This is a genomic window from Hymenobacter sp. APR13 (genome assembly GCF_000737515.1).
In the GTDB taxonomy this organism is placed as follows: domain Bacteria; phylum Bacteroidota; class Bacteroidia; order Cytophagales; family Hymenobacteraceae; genus Hymenobacter.
This window is the reverse complement of the sequence record NZ_CP006587.1, coordinates 2426367-2441795: the sequence shown is the minus strand read 5'-3', so window position 1 is coordinate 2441795 and position 15429 is coordinate 2426367. Positions and strand designations below refer to the sequence as shown.

General features: G+C 61.4%; 13 protein-coding genes and 1 tRNA gene. 7 read left to right on the top strand and 7 right to left on the bottom strand.

What is annotated here, in order from left to right:
• Window positions 1–378 precede the first annotated feature (378 nt).
• Window positions 379–861, bottom strand: coding sequence for a hypothetical protein (locus tag N008_RS10190; protein WP_052381414.1), 483 nt, complete (start codon window positions 859–861; stop codon window positions 379–381).
• 256 nt (window positions 862–1117) lie between these two features.
• Between N008_RS10190 and N008_RS10185 the strand changes: the two genes are divergently transcribed.
• Window positions 1118–1540, top strand: a complete 423-nt coding sequence (locus tag N008_RS10185; RefSeq protein ID WP_044015742.1) for a hypothetical protein — start codon at window positions 1118–1120, stop codon at window positions 1538–1540.
• 135 nt (window positions 1541–1675) lie between these two features.
• On the opposite strand, the gene N008_RS10180 is transcribed toward N008_RS10185, so the two are convergent.
• Together N008_RS10180 and N008_RS10175 are read right to left on the bottom strand one after the other, a co-directional pair.
• Window positions 1676–2788: a DUF6268 family outer membrane beta-barrel protein gene (locus tag N008_RS10180; protein WP_044015741.1), complete on the bottom strand. Its 1113-nt coding sequence runs from the start codon at window positions 2786–2788 to the stop codon at window positions 1676–1678.
• A 92-nt stretch (window positions 2789–2880) separates the two neighbouring features.
• Window positions 2881–6774 (bottom strand): metallophosphoesterase, encoded by a 3894-nt coding sequence (locus tag N008_RS10175; protein ID WP_044015739.1) that lies wholly within the window; start codon window positions 6772–6774, stop codon window positions 2881–2883.
• 253 nt (window positions 6775–7027) lie between these two features.
• Here N008_RS10175 and N008_RS10170 point away from each other — a divergent pair, with 253 nt between their 5' ends.
• The 3 genes from N008_RS10170 to N008_RS10160 all read left to right on the top strand — a co-directional run bounded on the left by N008_RS10170 (window position 7028) and on the right by N008_RS10160 (window position 9019).
• Window positions 7028–8275 carry a Pycsar system effector family protein gene (locus N008_RS10170; protein ID WP_044015737.1) on the top strand — a complete coding sequence of 416 codons (1248 nt, stop codon included), beginning with the start codon at window positions 7028–7030 and terminating at the stop codon, window positions 8273–8275.
• A gap of 108 nt (window positions 8276–8383) precedes the next feature.
• A tRNA-Arg gene (locus N008_RS10165) sits at window positions 8384–8455 on the top strand.
• A 210-nt stretch (window positions 8456–8665) separates the two neighbouring features.
• Window positions 8666–9019 carry a hypothetical protein gene (locus N008_RS10160; RefSeq protein ID WP_156109198.1) on the top strand — a complete coding sequence of 118 codons (354 nt, stop codon included), beginning with the start codon at window positions 8666–8668 and terminating at the stop codon, window positions 9017–9019.
• On the opposite strand, the gene N008_RS10155 is transcribed toward N008_RS10160, so the two are convergent.
• Window positions 9020–9673, bottom strand: coding sequence for a response regulator (locus tag N008_RS10155; protein ID WP_044015733.1), 654 nt, complete (start codon window positions 9671–9673; stop codon window positions 9020–9022).
• Between the two features lie 432 nt (window positions 9674–10105).
• On the opposite strand from N008_RS10155, the gene N008_RS10150 reads away from it, so the two are divergent.
• Complete coding sequence (locus N008_RS10150) at window positions 10106–10459, top strand: STAS domain-containing protein (protein WP_197062985.1); 354 nt, start codon at window positions 10106–10108, stop codon at window positions 10457–10459.
• Here the strand turns inward: N008_RS10150 and N008_RS10145 are convergent.
• Complete coding sequence (locus N008_RS10145; protein ID WP_052381413.1) at window positions 10434–11120, bottom strand: DUF1345 domain-containing protein; 687 nt, start codon at window positions 11118–11120, stop codon at window positions 10434–10436. The two genes, N008_RS10150 and N008_RS10145, sit on opposite strands and share 26 nt — an antisense overlap.
• Before the next feature lie 56 nt (window positions 11121–11176).
• On the opposite strand from N008_RS10145, the gene N008_RS10140 reads away from it, so the two are divergent.
• Window positions 11177–12664 (top strand): nicotinate phosphoribosyltransferase, encoded by a 1488-nt coding sequence (locus N008_RS10140; RefSeq protein ID WP_044015729.1) that lies wholly within the window; start codon window positions 11177–11179, stop codon window positions 12662–12664.
• Window positions 12665–12856: 192 nt separating this feature from the next.
• Here the strand turns inward: N008_RS10140 and N008_RS10135 are convergent, their stop codons facing one another.
• On the bottom strand, window positions 12857–13390 hold the full coding sequence (locus N008_RS10135; protein WP_052381412.1) for a DUF4240 domain-containing protein: 534 nt from the start codon (window positions 13388–13390) through the stop codon (window positions 12857–12859).
• A 186-nt stretch (window positions 13391–13576) separates the two neighbouring features.
• On the opposite strand from N008_RS10135, the gene N008_RS10130 reads away from it, so the two are divergent.
• On the top strand, window positions 13577–13786 hold the full coding sequence (locus N008_RS10130) for a heavy-metal-associated domain-containing protein (RefSeq protein WP_044015727.1): 210 nt from the start codon (window positions 13577–13579) through the stop codon (window positions 13784–13786).
• 384 nt (window positions 13787–14170) lie between these two features.
• Here the strand turns inward: N008_RS10130 and N008_RS10120 are convergent, their stop codons facing one another.
• Complete coding sequence (locus N008_RS10120; RefSeq protein ID WP_044015725.1) at window positions 14171–15343, bottom strand: AIR synthase-related protein; 1173 nt, start codon at window positions 15341–15343, stop codon at window positions 14171–14173.
• Window positions 15344–15429 lie beyond the last annotated feature (86 nt).

Sequence of the window (15429 nt, the reverse complement as noted above, 5' to 3'; positions counted from 1 at the left end):
GAAATCGGGGGTCGGCCCCCCGATTTCGAGGGTCCGACCCCGGAAATCGGGGGTCCGCCCCCCGATTAGCACCCAATTTGGCTGGATTTCGAGGGTCAGCGCCCCCATTGGGCGCCAACGAGGCCCGATTTCGAGCCACTTTAGCTTGATTTCAGCCTTCCGCCGCCCGAAATCGAGCCACTCTGGCCCGATTAGGACCCAAAAAAGCCCGATTTCGGGGGTCATCCCCTCGAAATCGGGCTTTTTCAGGTCGATTAGGCAGGTGAGCAGCCCGCACGTCGGCACGCGGCCACCGAACGCCGCCGCCACAACGTCAGCAGGCGGCAACCGGCCGGACGGCTGCCGCCGCCAGACCGGAACGCCTCCCCGGTCCGACGACTAGCTTTTGGCGGCGGCGGGCTTGCGGCCGGCGTTGGGGCTGCCGGGGAAGCGCTGGCGCAGGTCGTCGTAGGCGGTTTGGGCGCCGGGCTGCTTGTTCTTGGCCAAGAACTTGATGTTGTTGTAGATGGTGAGCGAGTGGCCGTAGGCCTCGGAGCCGGCCGTCATCATGGTGCTGTCCACATCCAGGGCCAGCTGTTCCAGCTGCTGGTGCAGCGGCGTGAGGGCCGTAAGGGCGGCCACATCCTGCTGCACCTCGGCGAAATCCACGAACGGCGGCACGAAAGCGGGCGTGTTGGTGGCGTAATCGGCGGTTTTCTGCACGAAGGCCACGGTCTTGTCGGCCATGCGGAGCATGGTTTTGCGCTCCTCCGGGGTCAGGGACACCAGGTAGGGAGCCAGCGCGGCCTTAATAGCGGTGAGGTGCTGCTGCACTTCCTGGAGGGTGTTGGCCGGAATGTCGGCCTGAAATGCGTTTGCCATGGGGCAGATAGTGGGGGGAAGGGATGGAAAAAAAGAACAGGCGGCCAGGGCGGATAGGTGCGGGGAGCCGTGGCCAGGCGGATAGAGCGGAGTAGCAATGTTGCCTGAGAAAGATGCAGGATTCCGGTAAGGTTTGCAACCCCATTCCGGTCGGACGGCGGTAGGCGCCGGAGTACGCCCTTTCTGCCACGCCCCCGGCTGGCTGGCGCTGCCTCCTACAGGAAACCCGCCCAACGGCCTGTCGTATAGGGGGCCTATGTTGCCTTCCGCCAACCTTCAGCTGCACTACCGCCCCGACCTAGCCATGCTTACAGCCCGCTGGCTGGGCGAGTCGGAGCTGGCGCAGCTGCAGCAGGAATATGGCGCTGTGCAGGAGCAGGCGGTGGCGCACGGCACCTGCCGTCTGCTGCTCGACCTCCGGCGCCGCGACACACCTAGTGCCGCTGCCACACAATGGTTCAGCCAGGTATGGCTGCCGGCCCTCAAGCAGGCCATGGCCCCGGCCAAGCTGCGGCTGGCCTACCTCATTTCCCCGTTTCGGGCCGCACAGCTTCGGGCCGATGCGGCCGCCGCTACCAACCTGGAGCGGGCCGCCTCCGAAGCCCAGTCGCACGCGCTGGCTATGTTCTACGACGAGGGCGAAGCCGTGCGCTGGCTACTGGCCGACACCGCTACCTAGCGCCGCGTGCCACCGGCCGTTCCGGCAGCCGTTTCCGCCCCCAAATAGCCGGGCCGCCGTTGGCCACCGTTGCTCCTGTATGAAGCGCTGGTGGCCGACGGCGGCCCGGTTGTGTGGGGCAGAGGCGCCCGGTGCCTACTGCTTTTTCAGAAACTTGCGCGGCGGCACGATAAACAGCTCCAGCGAGGCGTAGGGCGCGCCGGCAAACTTGCTGTCGATGATTTTCTCGCGGTCAGCGTTGGTGCGGTCGAAGGCGTCGAAAGCGTAGTTGTAGCGGTAGCCGGCTTCAGCCCCAAACCAGAGGAAGTCGTAGATTTCCCGTTCCCAGCGGCCCCGGAACTTCACTTCCGTTTCGCGCAGCTCCAGCGTGCGCAGCGGCTGCTTGTCGGGCTGGCTCTGGCGCACCAGCGGGTTGTTCAGCTTCACGATGTAGTTGAAGCCATCGACGGAATAGCCGGCAAAGAACAGCGACTTGGGCGAGGCATTGTAGCGGGCCGTAATGCGGGCCGGAAACAGGGCCTCCACGCCCCAGCGGCTATTGAAGGTGCGGTTGTACAGGATAGCCGGGTAGATGCTCTGGCGCCCGAAGGTGTAGCCCAACTGCAAGCCCACGCCCCACGAGAAATTGGGGCTGCGCTTCCAGCCGTACAGAAACTCCGACGACATACGCAGGTAGTCGCTCACGCTCAGCGCCGATGAGGTGTAGTCGCCGCTCAGCTCGCCCTTCACCCGGAAGATGTACCAGTTCACCTCGTTCACGGGCCGGATAACGGCCAGCTGGGCGCCCAGGGTCTTGAGGGCTTTGTTTTCGATGTTGTCGTAGAGCTCGTAGCGGGTAGGCGTGCTGCGGAACTGGAACTCCTCCCGCTCGTAGTTCACGCCCATAATCAGCTTGAGGTGGGGGTGGTTGAGCATCGGGATGTAGCCCTTAATCACCAGCCGGGCATTCTTCTTGGCATCAGCCGAAAAGTCGCTCAGGCCTACCACCTGCGCATTGGACGTGACACCGAACGTGGGCATCCGCTCATAGTGGAAAATCAGGCCCTTGCTGGGGCCCATGCCCACCACCGACGGCGTGGCAAACTCCTGCCGGTCGACGGCGCCGGAGGCCGTGGTGTCGCCGGGCGTAGCGGCCGGGCGCGGAAACACCGGCGTGGGCGACACGGGCGGCGTCTGCTGGGCCAGCACCGGGACGCTTCCCAGCAAAGCCAGCAGCGGCAGCGTACGGCGGATAGATAAAAGCATCATGTGGAATAGTTGCGTGTGGGAAGTGGGGGCGGCTGGAAAAGGCCGGGCAGTAGCGGGCGGCCAATGCGGCGCGCTACTGCCCGGCACTCACCCTAGAACAGAAAGTCGAAGCCGACAAACACCAGGTTTTCTTCCCCTACGGAATAGGTGGCATTGATGACGGCCTGCTTGAGCACATCCACCCAAACACCACCGCCCACAGCCGTGTGGAAGGCTTTCACACCAGTCTTAACATCGTAGTCAGAATACACGCGGGCGGCATCGGTGAGGCCCAGGATGCCGAACTTGCCGGGTACGAGGTAGGCGTTGAACTCGAAGAGCTGCACGCGCACCTCGGCGTTGGCGAATACGGAGCTACGGCCGGCGTAGCGGGTGCGGCGGTAGCCGCGCAGGTTGGTGGTGCCGCCCAGCGTGTTGGCCTGGTAGAAGCGGTAGTCGCCGAAGTTGCGGGTGCCGCCGATGCGGCCGGCCCAGGTCAGCTGGAACGGGAAGTTCGGCGACAGGTAGAAGCGGAACTCCGAGCTGGCGCGGCCATACTTGAGTTTCTCAGCATTGAGCTGGTAGTTGTACTCGATGGCGTTGTACCAGCGCAGCCCGATGCGGGGGTTTTTCGGCGACGAGGCCGCGTCGATGTTGAGGTAGGCGCGGCCGCCGAGGTAGCGGTTCATCTGGAAGTCGGAGCTACGGATACCGAGGCCGGCGCCCGACACGCCGTTGTTGTTGTCGTCGAGGCCGCGGGCAATTTCGCTGCCGATGGGCAGGCGGCTCACCCGGAACTGGTCGTACTGCGGGCCGAAGCCCAGCTTCAGGAAGCTGAACACGTCGCGCTCCAGCACAGGGCTTACGTAGAGGCGCGAGAAGCGCACCCGGTACGTTTCGTTGATGTCGCGGTTACGCACCCGCCCATCGTCTTTGTCCAGAATGTTGCGCGAGTCGTTGCCTTCGCCGAAGTAGTTATACAGCAGCTGCGGGCCGTAAAGCTGGGCATTCACGCGCAGGTCGTACTTACCAATCACGTCCACGAAGTGGCCCAAATAGCGCACGTTATATGCCTGCTGCGACGGCGAATAGTTGGCCGCCAGGCTCTGCTCGGTGGAGTAGGGCTCTTTGCGGAAGCCGTAGGTGCGGTACACAGCCCCGCCGCCCAGAAACAGCCGGTCGTCTACGTTGTAGCCGAAATACAGCGTCGGGCCGAAGTAGTTGAGGGTGTAGTCTTTGCGGTTGGAGCGGTTGTGCACGTCGTAGCGGCTCACGTCGATGCCAGGCTCGGTGCGCAGGCGCGTGTCGCGGCCGGGCGTAATCACGTTGCCGGTATCGGCGTCGTAGACGTGGGTGTAGTGGCGGAAGCCGGCCACGTTCGAGCGGTCCGTAATGGAGTCCTTGTCGGTGCCGGCAATGATGCGCAGGCGCGGGCCGCTTTTCACGTCGCCCTTCACGTCGTAGATATCCTCGCCTTCAAATCCGTAAAGGCGCAACTCCTTGGTCACGCTGTTCTCGAAGGTGCGGTCGAACAGCACCTTGGTCAGCTCGCCTTCCTTGTTGATCTTCTGGACTGTCACGCGGGTTTTGTCGTCCTGGAGACGCTCCACCACAAATTTCTCCCGCTTTTTGGAGCCTTTCACTTCGGCCACCTTATTCAGCATGGTGTAGTAGTCGGCGGCCACTTCGGGCAGCAGGTCGCGGCGGTTTTTCAGCTTGGCAATGATTTCGGGGCCGTGCAGGTCGTAGATCTGCTTGGGCCACCGCTCCAGGAAGGCCTTTTCAATCACCTCGTCGGTGAGGGCCGCCTTCATCTCCTCGGCTTCCTTCACCCACTGCTCGCGGCTCACGGACGCCAGGTACACCCGGTCGTTGCTGAGGGCGGTCAGGTTGAGGCCCTTCCAGTCGGCGTAGTCTTTGCCGAAGTTCTGGAAGTTGCGGATGGCCCACTTGCGCGAAGCCAGGTACGGAAACAAACCGTCGCCCTTGAAGAAAGCCACGTCCCGATCTTCGGGCACGGCCGTGAACTTCCGGTCGCCGTCCTTGTCCTTTTTCTCGGCCCAGCGCCACTGGTCTTCGTGCCGGTCCCAGTCGCCAATCCACATATCGAAGAGGCGCGAGCGGGCAAAAGCCTTTTCGTTGACGCGGTTGTCGTTGTCGTCGGTGATGCGCTCAAACACCTTGTCGGTGCCCACCAGGTTTTTGGCGTTGCCGAGCGAGGCCACGTTGTCCTGGTTTTCGTTGGCGTCTTCCTCAATGGCGCCGGGCTTGTTGGCAAATTGCTCCAGGTACTGGCCCAGCAGCGGGTCTTGCGGAATAAAGCGCAGCTCAGGATTGGTGTGCAGAATGCCGGCTGCCGTCGCCAGCGGCGGCACTGGAAGCGACGAGAACGGGTGCTGGGCCGAAATCTGGTCCTGCAGAATGTCGGCGGCAGCGCCGGAGCGCAGGGCCTCGGGCAGCACTGCCGAGGGGTCTTTGTTGAGGCTGCGAATCGTGAACAGGCGGCCTTCTTCGTTGCGAACTTTCAGCGAGGCCGTTTGCTTGCCGCCCCCAATTTTGTAGGGCGTCAGGCCACCTCTCTCGGTGGCGAGGTCCAGCACCGGGAAGGTCACGGGCGTAGCCCACTCCTGCCGGTAGTGCTCCCCAAATAGAAACTTATGGAAGCTGCTGCGGTCGACGTAGCGCGGGTTCACGGCCACCGTCACGGTAGAGTCGCGGAAGTCGGGGCGCGGGGCGGCCGGAGCTGCCGACGGGCCGTTTTCAGCCACCACAGGCTGTGCGTAGAGCGGGGTGCGGAACACCAGGCGGCCGGTTTCTCCGGCACCTTCCGGAATCCAGAACTCCACCCAGGCCTGGCCGTCGTTGTAGTAGTTGACGCGGGCAAAACCCTTTTCCTTGTCCGAAAAGTTGGCGTCGGCGTCGCGGCCGGCGCGTACGTGCTGGGTTTTGCAGCCCGAGCCGCTCACAATCTGGTGGTAGGTGGGCGCCTTGAAGTACTGCAGGTTGTGCTCGTGCCCGGCGGCGTACACGATGTTGGGGTGCTTGGCGAAGATGTCTTCCAAGCCCTTCTTATAGGCCTGGTAGAGCGGATGCGGAATGTCCTGCGAGATTCCGCCGTACTTGCGCGCAAACGGATACACCGAGCCGATGATGGGCAGCGGCAGAAACGCGTACTTATAGACAATGCTCAGCGGAAACAAATGGTCGCCGAGCGTGAAGAAGCCGCCATGGATACCATCGGACAGAATCGGGTGGTGGCCCACCACCATGATGTTCTTGCCCTTGTTCTGGTTGATGATGTCTTCGAGCTGCGTGAAGAAGTCGGTTTCGTTGGCCACGCCGCAGCCGCTGTTAGAGCCATAGGGCCGCTCGCCCTCGCCCTGCAGAAACCACTGCGAGTTAATGGCAATCAGCACCACGTTGTCCTGCAGGCGCACCTCAAACGGGCCCGGGCAGGCATCGCGCGGAATGAAAAAGTCGCCGGTGTAGGAAAACGCCGCCGAGTCGTTGGTCATGAAATTCTCCACAAACCGCTGCTGGCGGTTCACCTGGTCTACGGCTCCTACACGGCCCTGCTTCCAGTCGTGGTTGCCGGGAATCATGTACTTCTCGCCCTGGTAGCCGCGCAGCACGTTCAGCTGGTCGATGATGCGGCGCTCCGACTCCTTACGGTCGTAGGCGCCTTCCTCGGGCATGCCGTACTCGTAGATATTGTCGCCGAGGTAGATGGCCGTGCTCTTCGGGCCGGCCGCCATGATCTGCTTGCGCAGGTAGTTCAAAGACGGTTCGCCGCCTTTGTCAGCCGCAATCGGCTTGCCCACGTCGCCAATCAGGAACACCGAGTAGCGGATGTTGGCACTGTCAGGTGGCGTGCTGGCCTCCCACTTTTCGCCGCCGTGGTTGTAGTTGGGCCGGGTGGGGTGCGGTGTCTGGACGGGCTTCTGTGCCCAGGCCGGGGCACTGCACGCTACCAGCAACAAGCCGCAGGAAATTAAAAAATGCTTCATAAAGAGCCAGTAGAGAGAAAGAGCAGGTGCAGAGGGCGGCCAAGAGCTGCGGCGCGCCGCTGGTAGTTAGCAGAAATACGAGTAACTTACCCAAACGGCTGCCGCAGTCCGGTCGGTTAAATGGCCGGGTGCCTGCCGTACGAAAACTCTTGGTGTACGGTTGAGCCTCCTTTGAAAAACCCCACCGGCCGATTCGCGTTGAAAGGCGGTTGGGAGGCGGAATCCGTCCCTGTTGCACCCCCTTTTCTCTTCCATGGAACCCACGGAAACGCTCCGGCCTGCCAAGGCTGAAAAGTCAGAACTTCTGAAACAGGCCAAGGCCTATGTCACGCAGCTTTTCGAAGAAAAACTGCCCAAACAACTGGTATACCATTCGCTGGACCACACGGTGGCCGTGGTGAAGGAAGCTCGCAAGCTCGGCGAAGATAGCGGCCTGGGCGCGCCCGACCAGGAAACCCTGCTGCTGGCCGCCTGGTTTCACGATACTGGCTATACCGAAGTGTACGACGGCCACGAGTATCGCAGCATGGAGCTGGCCAAAGTCTGGCTGACTCAGCAAGGCTACGACCCCGAGCGTACGGCCCTGGTGCAGGACCTCATCCGGGCCACCCACCGCAACGAGGCTGGCGAAACCGAGCTGCACCAGCTGCTGATGGATGCCGACATGAGTGGCATGGGCCGCGAAGACTTTTTCGCCAACGCCGAGCTGCTGCGGGCCGAGTGGGAAACCACGCTGGGCAAAACTTACTCCAGCACCGAGTGGGCCGAGTCGCAGCTGGACTTTCTGCATTCAGCCAAGTTCCACACCGACGCGGCCAAAAGCCGCTACGGCGAGCAGTTCAAGGCCAACCTGAAGGAACAGCGTGACCTGCTCAAGAAAACCGAGAAAAAGAAGAAGAAGAAAGACGAAGAGGAAAACGGCACCTTCGCCGAGCCTAAGCGGGGCATCGAAACGATGTTCCGGACCATGTACAGCAACCACATGAAGCTCTCGGACATGGCCGATAAAAAGGCCAACATGATGATCAGCCTCAACGCGGTGCTGCTGTCGGTCATCATCACCTACCTGGGGGCCAAGGCTGGCACCAAATCGGGGGTGCTGAGCCCCACCATCATGAATAACCCGGTGCTCACCATACCTATCGGGCTGCTGCTGGCTACGGCACTGGGCTCAGTGGTATCGGCCATCCTGTGCGCGCAGCCTGACGTTACGAGCTTCAAGTGGCTGAAGAAAAGCCCGCAGATTGCCACTAACCGCCGCGTAAACCTGCTGTTCTTCGGCAACTTCAGCAAGCTCAGCCTCGACGATTTCCAGAGCGGCATGACCGAGCTGATGGGCAAAAAGGACGCGCTGTACACCAACATGGTAACCGACATCTATTACCTCGGCGACGTACTGACCCGCAAATACCGCCTGTTGCGCATCAGCTACACCATCTTCATGGTCGGTCTGATCCTCACGGCCCTGTCGTTTGGCATTGCCTTGCTGTATAAAATGTAGTGGCGGGCAGGTTTTGATGAGGTGATGGGCTGGCCGCTAAGGCTCTGATGCCCCGGCCAGCCCATCACCTCATCAAAACCAGCCCGTCTCCTCCTATCTTTGCGCTACGGCTGCGTAGTTCAACGGATAGAATAGGCGTTTCCTAAACGCTTGATATGGGTTCGATTCCCGTCGCGGCTACAACTAAAGTCCTTTTCTCACCTCGGTGCGGGAAGGACTTTTTTTATCACAAGCCTATACTTCACCATGGCTTCATAAAAAAAATACGGCCGGTATTTCTGAAAAGATTGCAACAAAAGAACCATTGTGCAGGATATATACGTACTGTTCTCCGCTCTGAGTACCCTGCTTATACACCTGTTGCCTAGTACCTTTTAGTAGTTCCGCATAATGGAATCATTGCTTTTGTCGACCTGCGGCCCCAACCGGCAGGTGTTTCTGTATGCCGTGTCCGATGGCGTACCGTTGTTTTTCAAGCACAACGAACTTCTCCAGACCGATGGCTACCGCCTGCTGTGGTGGGGAGGGCCCGACAGCGTTACGGAGCAGGAAGCCTCGCAGTGGGTGACGCGCTGTAAGCCTGCCCCCGACCAGTACATCAACTACGCCCCAGCCGCTGGTGGCCCCTGCCTACCAACGGCCCTGGAGTCGTTCCGGTCGGCGGTAGGGTATATAGGCCAGATACTGGAGTATGCCAATGGCACCGCGCCGCACGAAGTGCTGATTGGCGAAATTGCGGGCTAGCTACTGGTTCAGCAGGCCGTTGGATACCGCAAATTTGATGAGTGCGGCGGTGTTTTTGGTCTGCGTTTTCTCGATGATATTCTGCCGGTGCGTCTCGATGGTACGCTTGCTGGTGAATAGCTTATCAGCAATTTCAGCATTGGTAAGGCCTTCGGCAATGAGGTGCAGCACCTCCAGCTCCCGCTTCGACAAGTCCCCGGTTTTAAGCCGGCTGCCCTCCGAAACCACCACAGTGGCACGGACGAGCTTGTTGAGCATGTCCAGGCCCAATTCGGTGCACAGGAACGGCCGGCCGGCTGCTACCGTCCGGATGCCGTGGGAAATTTCGGTGATGTCGGCATTTTTGAGCACATAGCCGTGGGCGCCGGCTTCCAGCATCCGGTGCACGTAGTTTTCGTGGTCGAGCATAGAAAGCACCAGCACGCGCAGATCAGGGTACTGCTCGCGCAGGTGCCCCATCGTCGTGAACCCATCCATAACGGGCATATTGCAATCCATGAGCACTACGTCAGCCGACGTATGCTCCAGCAGGCTGAGTAGCTCCTGGCCGTTGCTGGCCTCTCCTACCACCTCCAGGTCAGGCTGCAACGTAAGCAGCGCTCTGATACCGTCGCGTAGGATTGTATGGTCGTCGGTGAGCAGAACTCGGATCATTGTAGCAGAAAGTTAAGTAGTTGCGCCAGTACAAAGCTACGTGTCTGGCCTCTTCCTACAGAACCCGATCCGGGGCGTTTCATGCACAGGGCCCGTAGGCCGCCGCCCAGATGGCAGGATTTATCCATGCCGCTTACGCAGGCCAGGCAGAACAGGGGGATGTTTTACGGATTTTACGGATGAAAAATGATGATCCGGCCGGGGTATCTACGCACAAACACGTACCCGGCAGCAGCCGTTAAATACGTATTTCCCGCTTTTATAAAGCGACTCTTTCTTTATACTTTTACACTATAAAGTGTAATTATGGCAATTCATTGGAGCCAACCCGATTATGGGCCGTTGCCAATGAACTGCATGAGGGCCGAAAGCTTCGCGCACTGCGGAGCTTGTTAATGTGCTGGAGGTATGATGAATGTGTACCGGGAGATTTTGCCCGACAGTTACCTGCTAATCCTTAGCGGGCCAGTGTCGGCCGACGACCTGCCGCATCTGCAACAGGCGCTGAACCGGGCGGGCGCCAGTGGCAAGGCCAGTATCTGGCTCGACTGCAGCGCCCTGGCCAGTATGCCGGCGGCAGCCATAGGCCTGCTAAGCGACTATCACCTGCGGTTTCAGCGCCGGCGGCTGTCCTTGGTATTGTGCCACCTGACGGATGCCGCCGCCGCTACCCTGCAGCTGCTGCCGTGGGCGCTACGCCCGCCGGTGGTGGCTACACTGCTGGAAGCCGCCACCTATTGCCGCTCGCAGCCCCGGCTGGCTATACCACGCCGGCCAGCCCATTGATGGTGAGGGCAACCACGGCCGTGTTGAGCCCAAACGAGAGGACACCATGCAACAGCGCCAGCCGCCGAATGCTGCGGTCTGTGATGCTCACATCGGCGGTTTGGGCCGTCATGCCCACCACAAACGAGAAGTAGGCGAAATCCAGGTAATCGGGCTCCTGTTCGCTGCCGGGGAAGGCCAGCCCTCCTTCCGGCCGGCCGTCGTTGTCGTAGAATAAGTGCGCGTAGCGCAGGGTGAAAAGCGTATGCACCAGCAGCCACGCCGTGAGCACCCCCACTGCCCCCACCACGGCCTGGGCCAGTTGTAGCGGCCCGGGGCCCTGCCGCACCGAAGCCAGCAGCCCTACCACGGCCAGCAGGCTGGCACTGCACGCCACCAGCACTATCCCGAACGAGGCCGCCCGCCCCGGGTCTTCGCGCGTAGCCACCCGGCGGATATGGGCCACATCTGCTGACACCATAATGCCCCAGGTGAGCAGCACGGTACAAAGCGCAAACCCGTCCCAGGCCAGAAACAGGCGCATCATGGGCAGCCACGCTGCCGGGGCACCCGCGTAGAGCAGTCCGGCCGGCAACAGCCCGACAGACAGGCGTTTCCAGGCCGCCAGCAGCTCCAGGCGCTGAAACAGAGGCCGGCCGGAACGGGGGGCAGAAGAGGGCATAGCATCGACGGATTGAAATATTCTGCGTAAGCTACGGCATCTCAACCGTTGCCCGCATGAACTCAGCCCCGCTTTCCGGCCTGTACGCGCCCTCCCTCAGCCTCCTCACCGACCTCTACCAGGTTACCATGGCCTACGGCTACTGGCAGCAGGGCTTACAGGACCGCGAGGCCGTGTTTCACCTGTATTTCCGCAAGGCCCCCTTCCAGGGCGGCTACGCCGTGGCCGCCGGCCTCGCCTACGCCGTCGATTATCTGCAGAACCTGCAGTTTTCGGAGGACGACCTCGTGTACCTGGGCAGCCTCCGCAGCAGCAAGGGCGGGTCCATGTTCCCGGCCGAGTTTCTGCAGTACCTGCGCGAACTGAAGTTTACCTGCGACGTGGACGCTATTGCGGAGGGAACGGTGGTGTTCGGCAACGAGCCGCTAATTCGGGTGCAGGGGCCGCTGCTACAGGCCCAGCTGGTGGAAACGGCCCTGCTCACGCTGGTAAACTTCCAGACGCTGATTGCCACCAAGGCCGCCCGCATCCGCGAGGCCGCCGGCTCCGATACGGTGCTGGAATTTGGCCTGCGCCGCGCCCAGGGCGTAGACGGCGGCCTGAGCGCCAGCCGTGCCGCCTACCTGGGCGGGGCCGATGCCACCAGCAACGTGCTGGCCGGGCAGCGCTTCGGTATTCCAGTGAAGGGCACCCACGCTCACAGCTGGGTCATGGCCTTCGAGGACGAGGAAACTGCCTTCACCGCCTACGCCAAGGCCTTCCCCGATGACTCGGTGTTTCTGGTAGACACTTACGACACACTGGAAGGCGTGCGCCACGCCATCAAGGTGGCCCGCGAGATGCGCGCCAACGGCCACGAGCTGGGCGGCATCCGGCTGGATTCCGGCGACCTGGCCTACCTCAGCCGCGAAGCCCGCGCCCTGCTCAACGAGGCTGGGTTCAACAACGTGCGCATCGTAGCCAGCAACGACCTGGAGGAAAACCTCATCACCAGCCTCAAGCAGCAGGGCGCTAAAATCGACACCTGGGGCATCGGCACGCAGCTGGTCACGGCCTACGACCAGCCGGCGCTGGGAGGCGTGTACAAGCTGGCCGCCCTGCGCAAACCCGACGATTCGGGCTGGGACTTCACCATCAAGCTCTCGGAGCAGCTGGCCAAAACCAGCATTCCCGGCATTCTGCAGGTGCGCCGCTACGAAACCGACAAAGGCCAGCCCCGCGCCGATATGCTCTACAATGTGGCCGAGCCGTTGCCCGAGCAGCTCACGCTAGTAGACCCGCTGGACGCCACCCGCCGCCGCGCCGTGCGCCCCGAGGCCCCGTACCGCGAGCTGCTGGAGCCCATTTTCCGCCGGGGCGAGTTGGTGCACACGCTGCCCACCCTGCAGGAAAGCCGCGCCCACGCCCAGCGCCAGGTCCTGAGCCTCGACCCCAGCATCCGCCGCTTCCTCAACCCCCACACCTACCCCGTGGGCCTGGAAGAGTCGCTGAACACGTTCCGCACCAAGCTGATTCTGGATAAGCGCCCGGTGCGGCTGGGGTAACCGCCACGGCTGCTGTAGAGACGCGACACTTCGCGTCTCCTCGTTGTTGAGACTGTTTGGATGCGTTTCGAAAACGAGCTGAACATCATGCAGAGCGCAGCGAAGCATGACGTGCTATTGCTTTTCAGCCATTTCCACGGTTTGCTGCGCGACTCCGAACCGTTCAACAGAAAGACGCGAAGTGTCACGTCTCTACGCCACGCCAAACTTCTTCCACAGCTTCGGCAGAAGCTTAGGTAGCTGGCTTTCGGTCCAGTCTTCGCCTTTGGTTTCGGAACCAAGGTCATAGTCTAGCCCCTGGGTGCTTGCTACGTTGCGCGGGAAGGTGTCGTCTTCCTCGGTTTTGCCGGTGCGCTGCTCGAAGGCCTTGGTAGCCACGTATAGCAGTTCCTCGAAGTTCTGGTAGCCTTCATCCATCACGCTGGCCAGGGAGTCGGCGTTCTGCAGGGCGTTGGTGAAGACGGTTTCGCCCTGCCCGATCAGCCAGCACCGGAAGTACAGATAGGGGTCGTCGGAAACGTAGCCGTCGATGATTTTCTGGGCGGCCATGATGTGGAAGTGGTCGGCTTCCAGCAGATACTCGCGCAGGCGGCATTCAAACCCAACAATCTGCTCCGGCTCCAGCTGAGCTAGGTGCCTAATGAGGGCGGCTTCCTGCCGCTGCTGGTCGCCGTGGGCGGCCGTTTTGGCGGCCTCAATGATTTGCCAGAATTCTTTCTTATCCATAGTGCCGAAATGTGTAGCCTGCGCCACGAAATACGGCAAAATGCTGCACACCGCACGCCTAAGCCTATACTTGCCCAACCGCAGGTGGCGGCTACTTTTACTCCCGCTACGTTGTTGTAGCAGCACATTCCTCGTTGCCGGCTGCTTTTGCGTAGCAGCGGCAACAGCCAAAACTCCCCTTCCCGTATGCCTACTCTTCAGTTCAAAACCAGCATCAACTGCGCCAACTGCCTGCGCGCCGTCACGCCCTTCCTCGACGCCGAACCCACCGTGGAAACATGGCGCGTGGACACCGACAACCCCGCCAAAATCCTGACCGTGGAAGGCGCCAACCCCATTGCCGAACAGGTGATGAAAGCCGTGTCGCAAGCCGGGTTCGATATCGAGCCAGCGTAGCCACACCACGAATCCATAAGCAGAGCGGCCCTTCGATATGATCGAAGGGCCGCTCTGCTTATTCAGCGTAGCCAAAAGCATCGTGCTGCATTCGGTGAGTTACAAAGTCCTGCCAACTATGGTAGAACTCGTGGGTGGGCCATACACCATTGGCGTCACAGCCCCCGGTCCAGGTCAGGCGAACCAGCACATAGCTTGCCTCAGTGCCCTGAAGTTGAAAAAGTACGTCGTCACTGGCGCTACTCTTGCCGACAGCGTTTGCTTCGATGCCAAACAATGGATGAGTCGGACCCAACTCCTTCCGCAACTCAGCTTCAAATCTGGTCTGGTCTGTTTCAGTCAGTTCCTGCCAAGGCTCCTGCCATTCGAGAGGACACATCAGTTCTACCCATCGTAGCGCAGCTCGCCGGCTTCCACGCGCAGCGTCACGCCGGGCTCGGGGGTAATGCGGCCGGCTACCTGGGCCTGGTAGCCCTGGGTGCGCAGAGTTTCGGCTACGGCCTCGGCCTGCTCAGGCTCAGTTACGAGCAGCATGCCGTTGCCCATGTTCCAGTAGAGGTAGGCTTCCTGGGGCGTGATGCCGGCCAGCTCGGCCAGCTGCTGCATGGCGGGCAGGGGCTCGAACAGGTTGTGTAGCTCGGCCCCTACTCCGTTCTTGAGCACCCGCTTGAAGTTATCGGCAATGCCGCCGCCGGTGATGTGCGCCGCCGCGTGCAAGGGCAGACCTGCATCGAGTACCGCCGCTACGCCCGGCGAGAAGATGAGCGAGGGCGCCAGCATCACCTCACCCCAGGTTTTGGCGTTGGCCGTTGTTAGTTGGTCGTTGTTCCCCTCCGAACCACCAATTCCTAATTCTTCATTACTAAGTACTAATTCCCCGAAAGGAGCTTCGTGCCATTTGTCGCCGAAGGCTTTGGTGAGGGCGCGGCGGGCCAGGGAGTAGCCGTTGGATCGGAAGGAGGGCGAGTGCAGGGCCACCACGGCCTGGCCGGCGCGCACGTTTGCCCCGCTCAGGGGGCGCTCCAGGCTCGGGTGTAGCACGCCTACGGCCGTGGAGCACCAGTTGAAGTTCATCTTGGCGCCGGGGTAGCCGCCGATGCGGTTACCCAGCTCGGCAATTTCGCCGCCCGTTACCGCAATCTGGCTGAACTGAGCCGCATCGTGCAGGCCGCGCATGAGCTCATCTACTACCTCGTAGTTGAGCGTGTTCACGTCGATGATGTTGGAAAGGTTGGTGGGCACGAAGCCGGCCACGATGAGGTCGTCGGCCACCATGGCAATCAGGTCGTAGCCCAGCGTGTCGTAGCGGTCCAGGCGCTCGGCCACCTCAATTTTGGTCCCGATGCCGTCGGAGCCGATACCCAGCCGCTCCGCCCCGAAGCGGATTTCGTTGGAGAAGCCGCCGGCCAGGTTCTGAGCCGGCTCGCCGGGCTTGCCCGCGCGGGTGCTGAAGGTTTTCTGGGCCCAGTGGTAGGCGTTCTTGGAAGCGGCGTTGCCTTCTTCGATGGAGTAGCCGGCGGTGGCTTTGAAATTGGTATCGGCGGAAGTCTGGCTCATGGCAGAGGGAGTAGAGACGCAATATTTTGCGTCTCGGCATTGCTGATGTTGTTTGGACTGCGCGGTACTGGTCGTTCAACGATGAG

Bases quoted from the DNA above. Each gene is read 5' to 3' on its own strand.
- N008_RS10145 (WP_052381413.1), bottom strand. From the start codon at position 11,120: ATGCCCTCTTCTGCCCCCCGTTCCGGCCGGCCTCTGTTTCAGCGCCTG.
- N008_RS10135 (WP_052381412.1), bottom strand. From the start codon at position 13,390: ATGGATAAGAAAGAATTCTGGCAAATCATTGAGGCCGCCAAAACGGCC.
- N008_RS10175 (WP_044015739.1), bottom strand. From the start codon at position 6,774: ATGAAGCATTTTTTAATTTCCTGCGGCTTGTTGCTGGTAGCGTGCAGT.
- N008_RS10130 (WP_044015727.1), top strand. From the start codon at position 13,577: ATGCCTACTCTTCAGTTCAAAACCAGCATCAACTGCGCCAACTGCCTG.
- N008_RS10120 (WP_044015725.1), bottom strand. From the start codon at position 15,343: ATGAGCCAGACTTCCGCCGATACCAATTTCAAAGCCACCGCCGGCTAC.
- N008_RS10160 (WP_156109198.1), top strand. From the start codon at position 8,666: ATGGAATCATTGCTTTTGTCGACCTGCGGCCCCAACCGGCAGGTGTTT.
- N008_RS10180 (WP_044015741.1), bottom strand. From the start codon at position 2,788: ATGATGCTTTTATCTATCCGCCGTACGCTGCCGCTGCTGGCTTTGCTG.
- N008_RS10185 (WP_044015742.1), top strand. From the start codon at position 1,118: ATGTTGCCTTCCGCCAACCTTCAGCTGCACTACCGCCCCGACCTAGCC.
- N008_RS10190 (WP_052381414.1), bottom strand. From the start codon at position 861: ATGGCAAACGCATTTCAGGCCGACATTCCGGCCAACACCCTCCAGGAA.
- N008_RS10170 (WP_044015737.1), top strand. From the start codon at position 7,028: ATGGAACCCACGGAAACGCTCCGGCCTGCCAAGGCTGAAAAGTCAGAA.
- N008_RS10140 (WP_044015729.1), top strand. From the start codon at position 11,177: ATGAACTCAGCCCCGCTTTCCGGCCTGTACGCGCCCTCCCTCAGCCTC.
- N008_RS10155 (WP_044015733.1), bottom strand. From the start codon at position 9,673: ATGATCCGAGTTCTGCTCACCGACGACCATACAATCCTACGCGACGGT.